Raw genomic sequence first — 16,824 nt, 5'->3', positions numbered from 1 at the left:
CTTCAATCCATATGTTTCATGCCGACGCGCAGATAATCCCAGCCGGTGATCAGCGTCAGGCCCGCCGCGGCCCACAGGCTGACCAGCCCGACGTCGCGGACCCAGGGCCATCCGGGCAGCGCGCCGCCGAGGATGATCGACCCCAGCGACAAGAGCTGGAAGGTCGTCTTCCATTTGGCGAGCTGGCTGACCGGCATCGAGATCTGCAGCCCGGCGAGGAATTCGCGCAGGCCCGACACGGTGATCTCGCGCAGCAGGATCACCAGCGCGGCGATCGCATGATAGCCGTCGACGTCGCGGGTGAAGATCAGCATCACGATCACCGCCGCGACCATGATCTTGTCGGCGATCGGATCGAGGAACGCGCCGAGCCGCGACACCGCCCCCTGCGCGCGCGCCAGATAGCCGTCGAAATAATCGGTGATCGCCATCAGCGCATAGAGCGCGAACGCCAGCGCATATTCGAACGGCGTCGGCATCCACAGCAGGAACACCAAGATCGGCACCGCGAAAATCCGCGACAGGGTCAATATGTTGGGCAGTGTCAACATCCCGGTCCGTCTAGCGCGGTTGAGGGCCGGCAGGAAGGCCGAAACCCGGCCGCCGCCATGCGTAATTTACGGCATGTCCGTGTGCCGGGCGCCGCGTTGTGATCCGGTCAGGCTCCTATCTTGCTTTGACCTGTCATCTGCTTCGGCTATGTCCTGCGCCGGACGTCGCTGCGGCGATAATGGAAAAGGCGTAGAACCTCCGCATGACACCGTCTTTCCGGCTTCTCGCCAAGCGCCGGTTCCTGCCGCTTTTCGTCACCCAGTTCCTGGGGGCCTTCAACGACAATCTGTTCAAGACGTCGCTGGTGCTGTTCGTCACGTTCGAGGTCTATTCGGATCCGGCGGTCGAGGCGAAGTTCAATGCGCTGGCGACCGCCTTGTTCATCCTGCCCTTCTTCCTGCTGTCGGCGCTGTCGGGGCAACTCGCCGACACCCGCGACAAGGCGAAGATCATCCGGCTGGTGAAGACCGCCGAGATCGGCATCATGACCGTCGGCGCGGTCGGGCTGATGATCCCGTCGATCCCGGTAATGCTCGCCGCGGTGCTGGCGATGGGGGTGCATTCGACCTTCTTCGGGCCGATCAAATATGCGCTGCTGCCCCAGCATCTCGAGGCCGACGAGGTGCTCGGCGGCACCGGCCTGGTCGAGGCGGGAACCTATATCGCGATTCTCGCCGGCACCATCGCTGCCGGCTTCATCAGCGCTCAGACCACCGCGATCGTCGTGATCTGCGTCGCCGTGCTCGGCTGGTTCGCCGGGCGCCAGGTGCCGCCGGCACCGGCCTCGCTCGGCGCGGCGCCGCTCGATTTCCATGTCGTGCGCTCGTCGATCAAGCTGGTGTCGGACACGATGCACATCCCGCGGCTGTTCCTCGCGATCTGCGCGATCAGCTTCTTCTGGGCGATCGGATCGATGCTGATCATCGAATTCCCGCCGCTGGTGAAGAATGTCTTCCTCGCCGACGAGAAGGTCGCCAGCCTGTTCCTCGCGATCTTCTCGGTCGGGGTCGCGATCGGCTCGGTCGCGATCAACCGGATGCTCGGCGCCCATGTCTCGGCGCGTTACTCGCCGGCCTCGGTGATCGGCATGGGCTGCTTCGTGCTGTTCATGTATGTCGTGACGATCGGCTGGACCGGCAGCGCCGACGGCCATCTCTTCACCCTCGCCGAATTCATCCATCATCCGCGCGCGCTGCTCGTCGCGGTCGCACTGCTCGGGGTCGCGATCACCGGCGGCATGTTCGTGGTGCCGCTCTACGCCTTCCTCACCACCACCGTCACCGAGGACAAGACCGCGCGCACCGTCGCCGCCAACAACATCGTCAACTCGGGCGCGATGGTCGCTGGCGCTGCGGTGATCATGGGCATCCTCGCGCTCGGCGTCACGGTCGCTCAGGCGCTGCTGGTGATCCCGCTCTTCTGCCTGGTCTCGGCCTGGCTGGGGTGGAAGCTGCACAAGGCGTGCGACTGAGGGGCGTTATACCCAATCACGGTGAGTTTGACTCGTCGGGATTGGGTATCAGCCCGTGCGGCGCTTGAGCATAACGATCGAGGATGCGTCAGCATCCTCGAGATCGCGTGTTTGCGGCCATTACCCCCAACCGAACAGCATCACGATCATCAGGAAAAAACACATATAGGCGACGCAGAACAGGCGCAGATCCTCGCGCCAGCGTTCGGCCATGATGATGCGCTTCATCGCGCCAGAAGCGGGCAGGGCGCCTCTTCTGTCAAGTTCGGCTGGTTAATGCAGCTTGGCGATCGGCAGGCTGTCGTGCTTAGCCCGGTCCTTGACCGATTCCTCACTGCGCTTGAGCGCCTTGGCGATCGCGCGCAGCGCCATGCCCTTCTTGGCGAGGGTGTGGAGCTTCTGGATCTCGTCCTGGGTCCAGGGCTGCTTATGTCGTTCGAATCGTTCGGCCATGGGCGCTCTCCTACAGCAGGCTCGATAGCGCGTGCAGCCCCAGGCCGACCAGCCCGCCGACGATCGTGCCGTTGACCCGGATATATTGGAGATCGCGCCCGACCGCATTTTCGAGCTGGCTGGTCACCGTGCGCGCATCCCAGCCACGGATCGTCTCGGATACCAGCTTGACGATGCCGTCGCCATAGTCGGCGACCACGCCGACGATCGCCCGGCGCGCGAAGCGGTTGATCGTGCGGCGTAGCCCGGCATCGTTCTGCAACGTGGCGCCGAGCTGCTTGATCGCATCGCCGATCTGGCCGCCGAGCGCGGCGTTGGGGTTGCGCGCGATCGCGATCATGCCGCGCCGCGCGCTCTGCCACAGAGTGTCCATCCACGCGACGAACGCCGGGCTGTCGAGCAGGTCGCTCTTCAGCTGGGCGACCTTGGCGCGGGTGTCGGGATCCTGCTCGAGCTTGTCGGCGAGCATCTCCATCCCCTCCTGCGCCTTGAGGCGAAGCGGATGCTGCGGATCGGTCGACATGTCGTCGAGCAGCTTGTGCAGCCCCTCGACGATCGCGGTCGACAGCTTCGCGTCGAGCCCGGTCCAGCGCATCAGCTTGCCCGCGCGCGACTCGACCATCTCGTGGATCATCGCCTCGTTGTGGAGCAGGATGCGGCTCGCCCAGCCGATGATGCCGTCGAGCATCTCGGCATGGCGATTCTCGACGATCGCCGCCTTGAGCGTCTGGCCGAGCAGCGGCGAGATGTCGAAATTGCGCAGCCGGGTCGACAGCGCCGACTTGATCATTCCGCCGAAGCGGTCGTCGTCGAGCGATTCGAGGATCGCCGCGATCAGCTTGCCGATGCCGTCGCGCATCGGCCCGCTTTGCGGAGGGTTGGCGAGCAGCCGCCCGATCGCGCCGGCGACGTCGACCTTGTGCATTCGCCGCGCCACCACCGATGCGGTCAGGAAATTGGTGCGCAGGAAGGCGGCGAGACTGGTGCCGATCCGGTCCTTGTTGCGCGGGATGATCGCGGTGTGCGGGATCGGCAGGCCGAGCGGATGGCGGAACAGGGCGGTGACCGCGAACCAGTCGGCGAGCCCGCCGACCATCGCCGCCTCCGCGAAGGATCGCAGATAGCCCCAGCCGGGGTGAGCGCTCTCATGGGCGCGGGCGACGAGATAGATCGCCGCCATCGCGATCAGCAGTCCGGTGGCGACGATCCGCATGCCCCGGACCCCGCCCTGGGCGGGATTGAAGCGGTCGAGGCCGGTGCGGGCAAGGATGTTCATGGACTTATAATGTTCCGCCCGGGCCAAGGTTCAAGCCCGGCCGCGATCTTCTCGGCGATCGCGGCCGGGCGAGACCTCATTCGGCGGGCAGCGGCGGCGTCTTCGGCTCGGGCTGGTGGGGTTCGTCGTTGACCAATATCCGGCCGAGCTTGGGCCCGAGCCATTTCTCGAGATCGTCGGCCAGGGTGAAGCCCGCGGGGACGATCACCAGGGTGAGCAGGGTCGACAGCGCGATGCCGCCGATCACGCACACCGCCATCGGCGCGCGCCAGCTGCCGTCGCCCCCCAGCCCGATCGCGATCGGCAGCATGCCGGCGATCATCGCGATCGAGGTCATCACGATCGGCTGGGCGCGCTTGTGCGCCGCCTCGAGGATCGCGTCGAAGCGATTGGCACCGTGGCGCATCTCCTCGATCGCGAAGTCGACCAGCAGGATCGAGTTCTTGGCGACGATGCCGAACAGCATCAGCAGGCCGATATAGACCGGCAGCGAGATCGACATGCCGGCGAGCTTGAGCGCGATGATGCCGCCGAGCGGCGCCAGCAGCAGCGACGCCATGTTCACGAAGGGCGGCAGCACCCGCTTGTAGAGCAGCACCAGCACCGCGAACACCAGCAGCACGCCCGACAGGATCGCGATGATGAAGCCCGAGACCAGATCCTCCTGCATCTCCTGGTCGCCGACCTTGATCTGGCGCACCCCGGCCGGCATGTTCTTGAACGCCGCGGTCGCATAGATCGCCTTATAGGCGTCGCCGCTGACCGCGCCCGGCGCCAGGTCGGCGCCGATCACCAGCCGGCGGACCTGGTTGTAGCGGCGGATCTTCGACGGGCCCGCGCCGAAATGGATGTCGGCGACGACCTTGAGCGGCACCGAACCGCCATTGACCGTCTGCACCGGCATGTTCTGGATCGTGCCGAGATCGCGGCGCGATTCCTCGCTCAGCGACACCCGGATCGGGATCTGGCGGTCGGACAGCGAGAATTTCGCCATATTCTGTTCGATGTCGCCGAGCGTCGCGATCCGGATCGCCTGGCTGAGCGCCGCGGTGGTCACCCCCAGGTCGGCGGCGATGTCGAGCCGCGGCTTGATCAGCAGCTCGGGACGCTGCAGGTCGCCGTCGATGCGCGGGGCGCGGATCGTCGGGATCTTGCCCATCGCCGCGATCAGGGCATTGGCGGTCTGCTGCAGCTTGTCGGGATCGTCGCCCGCCAGCATCACCGTCAGGTCGCGGCCGAAACCGCCCGACTGCGACTGGAAATTGACCCGCGCGTCGGGGATCGCCGCCAGCTCGGGGGCGACCTCGCGCTCGAACTCGATGCTGGTGCGCTTGCGCTCCTTGCCGGGCTTCAGCGTGATGTAGATCGTCGCATAGCGGGTGTCGCCATTGTCGCCGATGTCGGAAAAGGCGTCCTTGACCTCGGGCTGGCGGTTGAGGATCGCCACCGCCTGGTCGGTCACCCGCTCGGTGTCCTCGCGGACGCGGGCGCCCGGGGTCAGCTCGATCTTGACCATCGAGCTGTCGAGATTCTGCGGCGGCTGGAATTCCTGCGGCATCGTCGCGAACAGCAGGAAGGTCGCGACGAAGCAGGCGACCCCGACCGAGATCGTCTTCCAGCGATGGCGCAGCGACCATTTGAGCAGGCCGATATAGCGCTCCATCACCGGCCCGCCGCCATGTTCCTTGATGCCGTCGGCCTTCAGGAAATAAGCCGCGATCATCGGCGTGATCAGTCGCGCGACCAGCAGGCTCATCAGCACCGCGACCGCGACCGTCAGGCCGAACTGCTTGAAGAACTGGCCGGCGATGCCGGGCATGAACGACACCGGCGCGAACACCGCGACGATCGCCATGGTGGTGGCGACCACCGCCAGGCCGATCTCGTCGGCGGCGTCCATCGACGCCTGATAGGCGGTCTTGCCCATCTTCATGTGGCGGACGATATTCTCGATCTCGACGATCGCGTCGTCGACCAGGATGCCCGCGACCAGGCTCAACGCCAGCAGGCTGATCATGTTCAGTGTGAAGCCCATCAGGTCCATGAACCAGAAGGCCGGGATCGCCGACAACGGGATGGCGAGCGCCGAGATCGCGGTCGCGCGCCAGTCGCGCAGGAAGAAGAACACCACCAGCACCGCCAGCACCGATCCCTCGACCATCGCGTCGATCGCCGAATGATATTGGCTCTTGGTGAAGGTGACGCTGGTGTACAGTTCCTTGAACTCGATCCCCGGATTCTCCTTGCGGAGATCGTCCATGATCTTGATCATCTTGTCGTAGACCTCGACCTCCGACGCGCCCTTCGCCTTCTGCACGGCGAAGGAGAGCACCTGGCGGCCGTTCATCTTCGAGATGTTGCGCTGCTCGCCATAGGCGTCGCGGACCTCGGCGATGTCCGACAGGCGGACCGACCGGCCCATCCCCATCGAGATCTGGGTCTCGCCGAGCTGATAGGCGGTGCGGGCATTGCCGAGCACGCGCACCGACTGTTCGGCGCCGGCCACTTCGGCACGGCCGCCGGCGGCGTTGAGATTCACGCGGCGCAGCACGTCGTTGACCTGGCTCGCGGTCACCCCCTGCGCCTGCATCTTGGCGGGGTTCAGGATGACGCGGATCTCGCGGCTGACGCCGCCGCCGCGGAACACCCCGGCGACGCCGTTGATCGACAGCATCCGCTTGATCACGGTGTTGTCGACGAACCAGCTCAGCTGTTCGAGCGTCATGTTGACGCCCGACACCGAATAATAGGCGATCGGCCCGCCATCGGCGTCGATGCGCTGAACCTGCGGCTCGAGAATGCCCTCGGGCAGGTCCGACCGGATCTTGGCGACCGCGTCGCGGACGTCGTTGACCGCGCGGTCGACCGGGGTGCCGAGCTGGAACTCGACATTGGTGCCGCTGGTGCCCTCGGTCGCCCAGGAGGTGATCGACTTGACGTTGCCGACCGAGGCGACCGCCGCCTCGACCTTGCGGGTGATCTGCGTCTCCATCTCGGTCGGGGCCGCACCCGGCTGGGTGATCGTCACCGACGCGCCCGGGAAGCTGATGTCGGGCATCTGGTTGATGTCCATCCGCGTGAAGCTGATGAACCCGGCCAGGGTCAGCGCGACGAACAGCACGATCGGCGGGATCGGATTCTTGATCGCCCAGGCGGAGATGTTACGCATGATCTGTGCTCCGGTGCGTCAGCGGGTGACGGCGGTCGGTTTGGCCAGTTCGGGCTTCACCTTGTCGCCCGGGTTCAGGAAGGCGCCGGCGGCGAGCACGATCTTCTCGCTGCCGTTGATGCCCGACAGGATCACCACCCCGGCATCGGACACGTCGCCGATCTTGACGTCGCGGCGTGCCACCGAACCGTCGGCGTTGACGATATAGACATAGGATCCCTTGTCGTCGCTCAGCACCGCCGATTCCGGCACCCGCGGCGCCAGCACATTGCCGCTCTGCAGGTCGGCCGAGGCGAAGCCGCCCGGGCGCAGCGCGGGATTGTAGCTCAGCTGGATGCGCGCGGTGCCCTGGCGGGTCTGCGGATCGATGACCGGGGAGATCTGCCAGATCCTGCCGGTGAACGCCTGGGTGCCGCCGATCGGGGTGACCTGCGCGCTGTCGCCGATCTTGAGCCGGGCGAGGTCCTGCTCGGCGAGCAGCGCCTTCATCTCGAGCTCGCCGTCCTTGGCGACCCGGAACAGCGCGCCGCTGCTCGGGCCGACGATCTGGCCGGGCTCGATGGTGCGGGTCAGCACCAGGCCGGCAGCCGGCGAGCGGATGTCGAGCCGGCCGATCTGCGCCTGCATCTGGCCGAACTGGGCGCGGGCCACGGCGACGCGGGCGACCGCGGCGTCGCGGGTCGCGCCCTTGCGGTCGAGGTCGGCCTTCGAGATGAAGCCGCGTGCGACCAGCGCGCGGGCGCGTTCGAAATCGGACTGGGCGATCGCGGCGTCGGCCTGCGCGACCTTGACCGAGGCCGCCTGCGAATTGGCCTGCTCGGCCTGGACCGAACGGTCGATGATCGCCAGCGTCTGGCCGGCCTTCACCCAGGTGCCGGGCTCGACCAGCACCGAACGGACCATGCCGCCCTCGCCGGCGACGCCGACCGGCATCTCGCGCTTGGCGGCGAGCGATCCGGTGGCCGAGATCGTGCCCTGCACGGTGGTGCTGCCGGGGGTGATGACGGTGACCGTCGGCAGCGCCGCCGGCTTGGCGGCGGGCTTGTCGCCGCCGCGCAGCATGAACCAAGCGGCGGCGAGCAGCACCAGCAGAACGACGCCGCTGATGACGATCAGCCGGCGCTTCTTGGCGGCCTGCTGCTCGTCATAATCATAATCGGCATATTCGGGTGCACCCTGACGGATGCCGGATTCGACGTTCATCCCCATCAACTCTCTACCAGCTGGCCCTGAAAAGGCGCCCACGATTGCCACTGTATTATATCAATATGTCACCTCGCTCAAGCCGGGATTTGCGCCGTCATCCCGGGCGGGCCGATGGTGGGGCGGGCGCAGGGACGGGCGTTCAGGCCCCGTGCAGGCGCAGCGCGGCAGGGCTATACGCCTGCGCTGCCGGTGCGGCAACGCAGTAGAACCATCATGGAGCGGATTTTGAAACAGTCGATCATGCGCCGAATCACCCCGGTCTTGCTGGCCCCGGTCCTGGCCGGCGCGGTCGTCCCGGCGATCGCGATGGCCCAGGAGCCGGCCGCCCCGGTGCTCGCCGGCACCCGGCTCGATATCGTCGCGACCGGCGAGGCGAGCACGGTGCCCGACGTCGCGCTGATCGGCGCCGGGGTCGTCACCCAGGCGCCCGCCGCGGCCGATGCGATGGCCGAAAATGCCCGGCGGATGGCGGCGACCGTCGCCGCGCTGCGCAAGGCCGGGGTCGCCGACCGCGACATCCAGACCAGCTCGATCGGGCTCAGCCCGCAATATCGCTATGCCGACAACCAGCCGCCGGTGATCACCGGCTATCAGGCGGCGAACCGGGTCTCGATCCGCTTTCGCGACGTGAAGCGCGCCGGCGCGATCCTCGACGCGCTGGTCGCGGCGGGCGCCAACCAGATCGACGGCCCGACCCTGACGGTCGACCGCCCCGACGCGCTGCTCGACGAGGCGCGCAACAAGGCGATCGCGATCGCGCAGGCGCGTGCGGCGCTCTATGCGAAGGCTACGGGCATGCAGGTCAAGCGGATCGTCGCGATCAGCGAGGGCAGCAACGAGGGGCCGATCGTGCGGCCGATGGCGATGATGGTCCGGTCGAAGGAAGCCGCCGACAGCTCGGTCGAGGCCGGCGAGCAGAAATTGTCGGTGAGCGTCTCGGTGACGTTCGAACTGCAGTAAACAAAAGGGCCCCCGGAAATTACTCCGGCGGCCCTTTTTCGTTTCGCTGGTGCCGCGCTGGTTCGGGCGTGGCCGAACCAGCCTCGAAACTTAACGCATCGCGCCGCGACGAACCAGATTGACGATCGCCAGCAGGATCACCGCGCCCAGGAAGGCCGCGACCCAGCCGCCGATGCCGCCGGTGCCGAGGCTCCGGCCGAACAACACGCCGCCGATGAACGACCCGACGATGCCGACGACCACGTTCAGGATGATGCCCTGCTGCGCGTCGGTGCGCATGACGATGCTGGCGAGCCAGCCGATGATGCCGCCGACGATCAGGAAAATGATCAAGTCCATAAAATCCTCCTGCAACTCTATCTGCTCAGGCTCGCTCAGGAACCTACAGCGGCAAATACGCGCAGGCGACCGCTTCGTTCCTCTTATGGCCCCTTTTGCCGCGGTTCGTTACGGCCTCGGCCGGCGGCTTCGAAAGCCTTGAAACGCAACCGGCCCGCCTTCGTGGGGGAAGGCGGGCCGGCAAATTTCTGGCGTTTCGGGCGCCCGTGCGATCAATATTTCTGCTGGCGCTCGTACAGCGATTTATAATGCTGGATCCGGGTGACGCGCAGGCCGGGCATGCCCGAACGTTCGACCGCGCGCTGCCACGAGGCGAACTCCTCCATCGTCAGCGCATAGCGATCGCAGACTTCGTCGATGGTGAGCAGACCGCCGCTGACGGCTGCGACCACCTCCGCCTTGCGGCGGACCACCCAGCGGGTGGTGCCGGCGGGCGGCAGCGAAGCGATGGTGAGCGGTTCTCCCAACGGGCCGATGACCTGGGCCGGACGGATCTTCTGGTTCTCAATCATACGCAACCTCTACGCGGTCCGAAGACCTTAGTGTTCCCCTGACCCGACATTGGCGGCGTGCCCCTCAAGGAAGGTTCAAAATCCAAGGTAAATGCGTGTGTCATAATCGTTTACGGCCGTTCATTCGGAAACATGGCCGGCGGCGCCGGCGTGAAAGCTGCCACCCATCGCACTGGTCGCCCGATCGCGCCCGTCTTCGTTGCGGAAGACGATGATGGCGTTTTCGACCCGCGGATTGTCGCCCGCGGATCGTGCCTCAGGCTCCGCCGCGATGCGGGCGGTTGGCGACTGTGCCTGGGCACGGGCGAGCAGCATGCACAAAAGCGAAAAATCCAGCGGGACCGCGACCGGCGTGGCGCCGGCGAGGTCGAAGCTGGAAAAATTCTCTTTCATGCCGGCTGCGACTCCGTTGGCGACCCAAGCCAAGGAACGGGCGGTGACGGCGAAACTTTAGCGTGATGCGACAAAAGGATGACGGCGAATTTGGCCGATCGGCGCTCAGCCTGCTATGGGGCCGCGCATGGAAGCCGATTTTCAGCTGGGAAACGCCCCCGAAAGCGATCTGCGGGGCAAGCGTATCGTCGTCGCGATGTCGGGCGGGGTCGACAGCTCGGTGGTGGCGGCGCTCGCCGCGCGCAGCGGCGCCGAGACGATCGGCGTCACCCTGCAACTCTACGATCATGGCGCCGCGGTCGGTCGCACCGGCAGCTGCTGCGCCGGCCAGGACATCCGCGATGCCCGCGCGGTCGCCGATCGGCTCGGCATCGCCCATTATGTGTTCGACTATGAAAGCCGCTTCCGCGACTCGGTGATCCAGAATTTCGCCGACGAATATGCCGCCGGCCGCACCCCGATCCCGTGCGTGCGCTGCAACCAGGGGGTCAAGTTCACCGACCTGTTCGGGATCGCGCGCGATCTCGGCGCCGATTGCCTCGCCACCGGCCATTATGTCCGCCGGGTGATCGGCGACGATGGCCGCGCCCAGCTCCACCGCGCCGCCGATCCGGCGCGCGACCAGAGCTATTTCCTGTTCGCGACCACCCAGGATCAGCTCGATTATCTGCGCTTCCCGCTCGGCGGCATGCCCAAGCCGCGGGTGCGCGAGATCGCCGCCGAGGTCGCGCTCGGCGTCGCCGCCAAGCCCGACAGCCAGGACATCTGCTTCGTGCCCGACGGCGATTATGCCAAGATCGTCCGCAAGTTGCGCCCCGAGGCCGCCGACGAAGGCGACATCGTCGACCTCGAGGGCCGGGTGCTCGGCCGCCACAAGGGGCTGATCCACTTCACCGTCGGCCAGCGCCGCGGCATCGAGATCGGTGGCAGCCCCGAGCCGCTCTATGTCGTCCGGCTCGATCCGGCGGACAAGCGGCTGGTCGTCGGCCCGCGCCGCGCGCTCGCGGTGCAGGCGGCGGTGCTCGACGATCTCAACTGGATCGGCGGCGACCATCGCGGGCCGGTGACCGCCAAGGTCCGCTCGCTGGCCAAGCCGGTGCCCGCGCATTTCGACGGGCGCGCGGTCCATTTCGACGCGCCCGAATATGGCGTCGCGCCGGGGCAGGCGGCGGTGCTCTATGCCGGGGACCGGGTGCTCGGCGGCGGCTGGATCGCCGAAACCGTCGCCTCCGAGCAGGCGGCTGAGGTCGCCGCATAGGTTTGCATTGTTATAACATTGTAAAATCGTTGGAAATCTGCCGAAAAATAGGTATTACTACGGAACTCGTTACGGCGATGGTTGTTGGCGTCCTCATGTTGGCGTGATTGGCTCTGACTCGATTGGGATCCGTAGCAAATGCCCTATGGTGGTATCGACAGGCGTGAGGGCACCCGGGCCGCGGTCCGTTTCTCGACGCGACTCAAGGCGGACATCAGCTTCACCTTCGACAGCACGACCTCGGTCGGCGACATGATCAACCATGTCACCGTCCACGACCTGTCCGACACCGGCATGGCGGCGAGCTCTTCGGGGGTTCTTCAGGTCGGCGAGCAGGTGACGGTCGAGGTCCCGCTGGTCGGGTGGCGTGAGGCCGAGGTGATCTGGATCGGATTCGGCCGGATCGGCTGCCGCTTCGTCGAACCGCTGTCGCAGGCCGAACTGCGCAAGGCGGTGATGAGCAACACCAGCTTCCGCGACGATTTCCCGGGCCTGTTCGACCAGGAGATGCCGTTCGCGGTCAAGCCGGCGCCGCTTCACTCGATCGACATCGTCCCGGCCGGGATCGAATTTTCGCTCGCTGTGCGGATCGGCGGGCAGGGCGCCGAGATCCTGTCGATCACCCCAGTCTGAACCCGCCCTCGATCACCGTCACGCAGGCGCCGCCGAGCACCGCCCGGTCGCCGGCCAGCGTACAGTTCAGATAACCCCCGCGCGCCGACGCCTGGTAGGCGGTGAAGCTGTCGCGGCCCAGCCGCTCGGCCCAATAGGTCGTCAGCAGGCAATGCGCCGATCCGGTCACCGGATCCTCGTCGATGCCGCCGCCCGGCACGAAGCAGCGGCTGATGATGTCGGTCTCGTCGCCCCCTTCACCACCACCGGGGGCGGTCGCGATCAGCAGCAGGTCGCCCAGCGCCTTCAGCGCCCGGAAATCGGGATCGAGCGCGCGGATCGCCGCGGCATCGGCATAGACCAGTACCGCATAGCCGCCGTCGCGCCAGCGCGTCTCGACCGGCGCGCCGCCCATCCCGGCGACAAGGCCGTCGGGAAGCGTCGCCGGCTCGGTCCGCCAGGCTGGGAGCGCCAGCTTATAGCCACCCGCATCGCGCGCGACCTCGAGCACGCCCGCGTGGCGGGTCATGAAGCGCACCCGCTCGCGCGCCGGATCGGCCGACAGCAGGACATGGCCCGACGCCAGCGTCGCATGGCCGCACAGCTTGACCTCGACGGTAGGGGTGAACCAGCGCAGCTCATGATCGGCGTCTTCGCCCGCCCAGGGCACGATGAACGCGGTCTCGGCCAGGTTGTTCTCGGCGGCGATCGCCTGCAGCGTCGCATCGTCGAGCCACGCGTCAAGCGGCATCACCGCCGCCGGATTGCCCGCGAACGGGCCGCTGGCGAAGGCGTCGACCTGGGTGAATGGGATGATCATGCGCGCATTTCCTTGGCCGGATCGAATTGTCCGGTCGGTTCGGGGTGGATGATGATCTCGGTGCCGGGGAATTCGGCCATCAGCCGCTCCTCGAGCTCGTCCATCGCGCGGTGGGCCTCGCCGACCGTCATCGTCGGATCGACCCAGACATGGAACTGGACGAAATCGGTCCCGCCCGAGGTGCGGGTCCGCAGCTCATGGATGCCGCTGAGTTCGGGATGCTGGCTCGCCGCCTGCAGGAAGGCGCGGCGCCGCTCCTCGGGCCATTCCTTGTCCATCAACTGGTCGATCGCGTCGCCCGACGCGCGCCAGGCGCCGAACAGCAGCCACAGCGCGATGCCGATCCCGAACAGCGGATCGGCGCCGGTCAGCCCCATCACATGATCGAGCAGCAGCGCCGCGATCACCGCGGCGTTGACCAGCAGGTCGCTCTGATAATGGACATGGTCGGTGCGGATCGCGACCGATCCGGTCCGGGCGATGATCCGGCGCTGATAGACGATCAGTGCGAAGGTCAGCGCCAGCGCCACGATCGAGACGATGATCCCCGATTCGGCAGCGGCGATGGGCGTTCGCGAAACATATTGCTCGATCGCCTGCTCGGCGATCCCGAACGCCGACAGGCTGATCAGCACGATCTGGAACAGCGCCGCGATCGCTTCGGCCTTGCCATGGCCGAAGCGGTGCTGGCGATCGGCGGGCTGGCTGGCGATATGCACCCCCCACAAGGTCGCCAGCGACGCGACGAGGTCGAGCGCGCTGTCGGCGAGCGACCCGAGCATCGCCACCGAACCGGTGTCCCAAAGCGCGTAGAGCTTGAGCGCGATCAGGGTCGTCGCGACCATGACCGAGGCAAGCCCCGCGCGGACGTTGAGACTCGTCGGGGGCGCTGCGGGCGTCACGGGTAGAGCAGGCCTTCGGTCCAGCCGTCGGCGGTGCGGGTGAACAGCCGGCGCTCGTGCAGACGATGTTCGCGGTCCTGCCACAGCTCGATCCGCTCGGGGGCGACGCGGAAGCCCGACCAGTGCGGCGGCCGCGGCACCTCGCCGCCGGCGAAGCGAGCCTCCATCGCATGGAAGCGCGCCTCGAAGGTCGCGCGACTGTCGAGCGGGCGCGACTGGTCCGATGCCCAGGCGCCGAGCTGCGAATCGCGGCTGCGGGTCGCGAAATAGGCGTCGCCCTCGGCGTCGCTGACCTGGCTCACCGGGCCTTCGATCCGTACCTGCCGGCGCAGCGATTTCCAGTGGAACAGCAGTGCCGCCCTGGGCTGGCCGAACAGCTCGCCCGCCTTGCGACCCTCGAGATTGGTATAGAAGACGAAGCCGCGCGCATCATGGCCCTTCAGCAGCACCATGCGCAGCGACGGCTGGCCGTCCGCGCCGACGGTGGCCAGTGCCATCGCATTGGAATCGTTGATTTCGCTGGCGCGCGCTTCGGCGAACCAGGCTTCGAAGATGGGGAGGGGATCGTTGCTCATGCGCGCGCCTATACCACGGCCGCGACATGCGCGGAGCGTTCGTCGAACACCGCGGCGATTCGGTCGATCGCCTGGGCCAGCGTCGCCCGGTCGGCCGGGGTGCCCAGGCAGATCCGCACCCCCGAGATCAGCCCGGCGTCGACCAGCGGCGCCGACGGCACGGTCAGTTCGACCCCGGCGCGCATCGCCCGCGCCGCGAAGCGCTCGGCATCGAGTTCGGCCATCGGCATCCACAAATGCGGGCAGCGCGGATCCTGCGGCGGTTCGACCGCATGGCCGATCTGCGCCATCGCCAGCGCGTTGCGTGCCGCCATCTCGGCCAGCACTTCGGCGACGATCTCGTCGGCCGATCCGTCCTCGATCCACTGGCTGGCGATCCGCGCCCCCATCGACGCGGGCGCATAGATGCGCGCCCGGATCAGCCGCAGCACATGGTCGAGACGCTCGGCGTCGGGGACGATCAGATAGCCGGTGCGCAGGCCCGGGGCGAGCGCCTTGGAGGTGCCGTTGATGTAGAAGACCCGCTCGGGGGCGTAGGCGGCGAGCGGCGGCGGTGCGGTGCCGAGCGCGAACGCCGAATAGAGATCGTCCTCGACGACCCACAGCCCGCGGCGGCGCGCGACCTCGGCGATGGCGGCGCGGCGCCGGTCGCCCATGATCCGGCCGGTCGGGTTCTGCAGCGTCGGCAGCGTGTAGAGCACCCGTGCGCCGTCGTCGGCGGCGCGGTCGAGCGCCTCGGGCAGGAGCCCTTGTTCGTCCATCGCCACCCCGCGGACCCGATAGCCGCCGATCTCGGCGATCGACTTCACCCCGAAATAGCTCGCCGCCTCGGTCAGTATGGTGTCGCCGCGCCGGCACAGCGTGTCGAACGCCAGCGTCATCGCCTGCTGCGCGCCGGTGGTGACGACCAGCCGCGCCGGATCGGCGCGCCCGATCGCGCTGGTCCGCTCGATCCAGCGCGCGCCGAGCCGGCGGTCGAGGTCATGGCCGGCCGGCGGCGCATAATCGAGCTGGTCGAGCAGGTCGGCGCGGGTGCGCAGCTTGGCGAGCGCGGCGGCGAAGCGGCGCTGCGCGAAGATCAGCGGCGGGACATTCTGGCCGAGCAGGATCGGCCCGCTCCTGTCCCGGGCGGCGGGGGCGTCGGCGACGAAACTGCCGCGCCCGACCTGCGCCGTGACCAGCCCCTGGCGCGCGGCCTCGGCATAGACGGTGGTGACGGTGCCGACCCCGATCTTGAGCTTGTGCGCGAGCTCGCGGTGCGGCGGCAGCTTCGCGCCCGGCGCCAGCCGCCCCTCGGCGATGTCGCGGCGCAGCGCATTGAGCAGGCGTCCCGAAACCGTATCGGCATCGTCGATCGGTTCGGGGGACCACATGCGCGATTGTCTCCTTAATTGTCACTGTGACAATATTGATTTTGACTTGTGACAAATGGCGGGACATTCGGCGCCTGTCAATCGGATGGTTTCAACACCGGTCGGCACATGACGATATCATCGGGCCTCAAGGAGAACGGCCATGCGCAAATTCGAAACGACCGCGATCGCGACCTTCGTGCTGGGCGGCATCGCCATCGTCACGGCCGCCTCGGCGATCAGCGAATATGCGGCGCGGTCGCGCGACATCGTCAGTGCCGAATATCGGCTTGCGGGGGCGCTCGGGCGATGAAGGCCGAGGTTCTCGTCGCGCTCGCCTCCTTCTGCATCGTCTCGACGGTGACCCCGGGGCCGAACAACATGATGCTGCTGTCGTCGGGGGCGACCTTCGGTTTCCGCCGGACGCTGCCGCATCTGTTCGGGATCAGCATCGGCTGCGTGGTGATGGTGCTGCTGCTCGGCTTCGGCCTGTCGGGGTTGATCGCCAGCCTGCCCTGGCTCTACACGCTGCTCCACATCGTCTCGACCGCCTATCTCCTCTATCTTGCCTGGCGGATCGCGACCTCGACCCGGATCGGCGAGGCGACCCCGCGCGCGAAACCCTTGTCGTTCCTCGGCGCGGCGGCGTTCCAGTGGGTCAATCCCAAGGCCTGGGCGATGTGCCTCGGCGCCGCGACCAGCTTCTCGCGGCCAGAGACCCTCACCGCCGACGTCTCGATCGTCGCGCTGATGCTCGCTCTGTGCGGCCTGCCGTGCATCATGCTGTGGGCCGGCGGCGGCGTCGCGGTGCGCCACAAGCTCGACGATCCCGGCGCGCTCCGCGCGTTCAACCTGGTGATGGCGGCGTTGCTGGTGGGTTCGCTGCTCCCCGGGCTGATCGAGTTGGTCCATGCGCGGGCATGATTGATCGGTCGTGCGGGTAATCGTTATTGCACCGCACAACCCCTTGCTGC

18 protein-coding genes are annotated in these 16,824 nt (G+C 67.2%); 6 read left to right on the top strand and 12 right to left on the bottom strand.

The features are described 5' to 3' along the window. Positions 1-2 precede the first annotated feature (2 nt). Complete coding sequence (pgsA, locus tag AC1RM6_RS24835; protein WP_493106255.1) at positions 3-551, bottom strand: CDP-diacylglycerol--glycerol-3-phosphate 3-phosphatidyltransferase; 549 nt, start codon at positions 549-551, stop codon at positions 3-5. 203 nt (positions 552-754) lie between these two features. Here pgsA and AC1RM6_RS24830 point away from each other — a divergent pair, with 203 nt between their 5' ends. Beyond that, complete coding sequence (locus AC1RM6_RS24830; RefSeq protein WP_493106253.1) at positions 755-2,023, top strand: MFS transporter; 1,269 nt, start codon at positions 755-757, stop codon at positions 2,021-2,023. Positions 2,024-2,296: 273 nt separating this feature from the next. Here AC1RM6_RS24830 and AC1RM6_RS24825 read toward each other — a convergent pair whose 3' ends face one another. The 4 genes from AC1RM6_RS24825 to AC1RM6_RS24810 form a co-directional block, all read right to left on the bottom strand. Beyond that, positions 2,297-2,476, bottom strand: a complete 180-nt coding sequence (locus AC1RM6_RS24825; protein ID WP_493106251.1) for a hypothetical protein — start codon at positions 2,474-2,476, stop codon at positions 2,297-2,299. Positions 2,477-2,486: 10 nt separating this feature from the next. After that, positions 2,487-3,752 (bottom strand): DUF445 domain-containing protein, encoded by a 1,266-nt coding sequence (locus AC1RM6_RS24820; protein WP_493106247.1) that lies wholly within the window; start codon positions 3,750-3,752, stop codon positions 2,487-2,489. A 76-nt stretch (positions 3,753-3,828) separates the two neighbouring features. Then, a complete protein-coding gene (locus AC1RM6_RS24815) occupies positions 3,829-6,921 on the bottom strand; it encodes an efflux RND transporter permease subunit (RefSeq protein WP_493106245.1) in 3,093 nt (1,030 codons plus the stop codon). An 18-nt stretch (positions 6,922-6,939) separates the two neighbouring features. Further along, positions 6,940-8,124 (bottom strand): efflux RND transporter periplasmic adaptor subunit, encoded by a 1,185-nt coding sequence (locus tag AC1RM6_RS24810; RefSeq protein ID WP_493106243.1) that lies wholly within the window; start codon positions 8,122-8,124, stop codon positions 6,940-6,942. Between the two features lie 216 nt (positions 8,125-8,340). Between AC1RM6_RS24810 and AC1RM6_RS24805 the strand changes: the two genes are divergently transcribed. Further along, positions 8,341-9,087, top strand: coding sequence for an SIMPL domain-containing protein (locus AC1RM6_RS24805; RefSeq protein ID WP_493106241.1), 747 nt, complete (start codon positions 8,341-8,343; stop codon positions 9,085-9,087). A gap of 90 nt (positions 9,088-9,177) precedes the next feature. Here AC1RM6_RS24805 and AC1RM6_RS24800 read toward each other — a convergent pair whose 3' ends face one another. From AC1RM6_RS24800 to AC1RM6_RS24790, 3 genes are all read right to left on the bottom strand, one after another. After that, the gene (locus AC1RM6_RS24800; protein WP_493106239.1) at positions 9,178-9,426 is read right to left on the bottom strand and encodes a GlsB/YeaQ/YmgE family stress response membrane protein; all 249 of its coding nucleotides are present in this window, start codon (positions 9,424-9,426) and stop codon (positions 9,178-9,180) included. A 212-nt stretch (positions 9,427-9,638) separates the two neighbouring features. Further along, positions 9,639-9,938, bottom strand: a complete 300-nt coding sequence (gene sciP, locus AC1RM6_RS24795; protein ID WP_493106237.1) for a CtrA inhibitor SciP — start codon at positions 9,936-9,938, stop codon at positions 9,639-9,641. 120 nt (positions 9,939-10,058) lie between these two features. After that, the gene (locus tag AC1RM6_RS24790) at positions 10,059-10,331 is read right to left on the bottom strand and encodes a hypothetical protein (protein WP_493106235.1); all 273 of its coding nucleotides are present in this window, start codon (positions 10,329-10,331) and stop codon (positions 10,059-10,061) included. A 127-nt stretch (positions 10,332-10,458) separates the two neighbouring features. Between AC1RM6_RS24790 and mnmA the strand changes: the two genes are divergently transcribed. Continuing rightward, positions 10,459-11,589 (top strand): tRNA 2-thiouridine(34) synthase MnmA, encoded by a 1,131-nt coding sequence (gene mnmA, locus AC1RM6_RS24785; protein WP_493106233.1) that lies wholly within the window; start codon positions 10,459-10,461, stop codon positions 11,587-11,589. Positions 11,590-11,727: 138 nt separating this feature from the next. Then, entirely contained in the window at positions 11,728-12,222 is a 495-nt protein-coding gene (locus tag AC1RM6_RS24780) for a PilZ domain-containing protein (protein WP_493106231.1), read from the top strand. On the opposite strand, the gene AC1RM6_RS24775 is transcribed toward AC1RM6_RS24780, so the two are convergent. Genes AC1RM6_RS24775 through AC1RM6_RS24760 form a run of 4 tightly spaced genes read right to left on the bottom strand, consistent with a single transcriptional unit; the run spans position 12,209 to position 15,871 of the window. Beyond that, positions 12,209-13,021: a PhzF family phenazine biosynthesis protein gene (locus AC1RM6_RS24775; RefSeq protein WP_493106229.1), complete on the bottom strand. Its 813-nt coding sequence runs from the start codon at positions 13,019-13,021 to the stop codon at positions 12,209-12,211. The genes AC1RM6_RS24780 and AC1RM6_RS24775 overlap by 14 nt on opposite strands. Continuing rightward, positions 13,018-13,923 (bottom strand): cation diffusion facilitator family transporter, encoded by a 906-nt coding sequence (locus tag AC1RM6_RS24770; protein ID WP_493106228.1) that lies wholly within the window; start codon positions 13,921-13,923, stop codon positions 13,018-13,020. Before AC1RM6_RS24770 ends, AC1RM6_RS24775 begins: the two co-directional genes overlap by 4 nt. Further along, positions 13,920-14,498, bottom strand: coding sequence for a pyridoxamine 5'-phosphate oxidase (pdxH, locus tag AC1RM6_RS24765; RefSeq protein WP_493106227.1), 579 nt, complete (start codon positions 14,496-14,498; stop codon positions 13,920-13,922). The genes AC1RM6_RS24770 and pdxH overlap by 4 nt, the downstream gene beginning before the upstream one ends. 8 nt (positions 14,499-14,506) lie before the next feature. Beyond that, the gene (locus AC1RM6_RS24760) at positions 14,507-15,871 is read right to left on the bottom strand and encodes an aminotransferase-like domain-containing protein (RefSeq protein ID WP_493106225.1); all 1,365 of its coding nucleotides are present in this window, start codon (positions 15,869-15,871) and stop codon (positions 14,507-14,509) included. A 142-nt stretch (positions 15,872-16,013) separates the two neighbouring features. Here AC1RM6_RS24760 and AC1RM6_RS24755 point away from each other — a divergent pair, with 142 nt between their 5' ends. Together AC1RM6_RS24755 and AC1RM6_RS24750 are read left to right on the top strand one after the other, a co-directional pair. After that, entirely contained in the window at positions 16,014-16,163 is a 150-nt protein-coding gene (locus AC1RM6_RS24755) for a hypothetical protein (protein WP_493106223.1), read from the top strand. Further along, positions 16,160-16,774 carry a LysE family translocator gene (locus AC1RM6_RS24750; protein WP_493106221.1) on the top strand — a complete coding sequence of 205 codons (615 nt, stop codon included), beginning with the start codon at positions 16,160-16,162 and terminating at the stop codon, positions 16,772-16,774. The genes AC1RM6_RS24755 and AC1RM6_RS24750 overlap by 4 nt, the downstream gene beginning before the upstream one ends. Positions 16,775-16,824 lie beyond the last annotated feature (50 nt).

Source organism: Rhizorhabdus sp. GW822-FHT03C02 (assembly GCF_058801765.1).
This window is presented reverse-complemented; position numbering and strand designations above follow the sequence as displayed.

Excerpts from the sequence above, each read along its gene's own strand:
- pgsA (WP_493106255.1), bottom strand. The coding sequence starts at position 551 with ATGTTGACACTGCCCAACATATTGACCCTGTCGCGGATTTTCGCGGTG.
- AC1RM6_RS24830 (WP_493106253.1), top strand. The coding sequence starts at position 755 with ATGACACCGTCTTTCCGGCTTCTCGCCAAGCGCCGGTTCCTGCCGCTT.
- AC1RM6_RS24825 (WP_493106251.1), bottom strand. The coding sequence starts at position 2,476 with ATGGCCGAACGATTCGAACGACATAAGCAGCCCTGGACCCAGGACGAG.
- AC1RM6_RS24820 (WP_493106247.1), bottom strand. The coding sequence starts at position 3,752 with ATGAACATCCTTGCCCGCACCGGCCTCGACCGCTTCAATCCCGCCCAG.
- AC1RM6_RS24815 (WP_493106245.1), bottom strand. The coding sequence starts at position 6,921 with ATGCGTAACATCTCCGCCTGGGCGATCAAGAATCCGATCCCGCCGATC.
- AC1RM6_RS24810 (WP_493106243.1), bottom strand. The coding sequence starts at position 8,124 with ATGAACGTCGAATCCGGCATCCGTCAGGGTGCACCCGAATATGCCGAT.
- AC1RM6_RS24805 (WP_493106241.1), top strand. The coding sequence starts at position 8,341 with ATGGAGCGGATTTTGAAACAGTCGATCATGCGCCGAATCACCCCGGTC.
- AC1RM6_RS24800 (WP_493106239.1), bottom strand. The coding sequence starts at position 9,426 with ATGGACTTGATCATTTTCCTGATCGTCGGCGGCATCATCGGCTGGCTC.
- sciP (WP_493106237.1), bottom strand. The coding sequence starts at position 9,938 with ATGATTGAGAACCAGAAGATCCGTCCGGCCCAGGTCATCGGCCCGTTG.
- AC1RM6_RS24790 (WP_493106235.1), bottom strand. The coding sequence starts at position 10,331 with ATGAAAGAGAATTTTTCCAGCTTCGACCTCGCCGGCGCCACGCCGGTC.
- mnmA (WP_493106233.1), top strand. The coding sequence starts at position 10,459 with ATGGAAGCCGATTTTCAGCTGGGAAACGCCCCCGAAAGCGATCTGCGG.
- AC1RM6_RS24780 (WP_493106231.1), top strand. The coding sequence starts at position 11,728 with ATGCCCTATGGTGGTATCGACAGGCGTGAGGGCACCCGGGCCGCGGTC.
- AC1RM6_RS24775 (WP_493106229.1), bottom strand. The coding sequence starts at position 13,021 with ATGATCATCCCATTCACCCAGGTCGACGCCTTCGCCAGCGGCCCGTTC.
- pdxH (WP_493106227.1), bottom strand. The coding sequence starts at position 14,498 with ATGAGCAACGATCCCCTCCCCATCTTCGAAGCCTGGTTCGCCGAAGCG.
- AC1RM6_RS24760 (WP_493106225.1), bottom strand. The coding sequence starts at position 15,871 with ATGTGGTCCCCCGAACCGATCGACGATGCCGATACGGTTTCGGGACGC.
- AC1RM6_RS24755 (WP_493106223.1), top strand. The coding sequence starts at position 16,014 with ATGCGCAAATTCGAAACGACCGCGATCGCGACCTTCGTGCTGGGCGGC.
- AC1RM6_RS24750 (WP_493106221.1), top strand. The coding sequence starts at position 16,160 with ATGAAGGCCGAGGTTCTCGTCGCGCTCGCCTCCTTCTGCATCGTCTCG.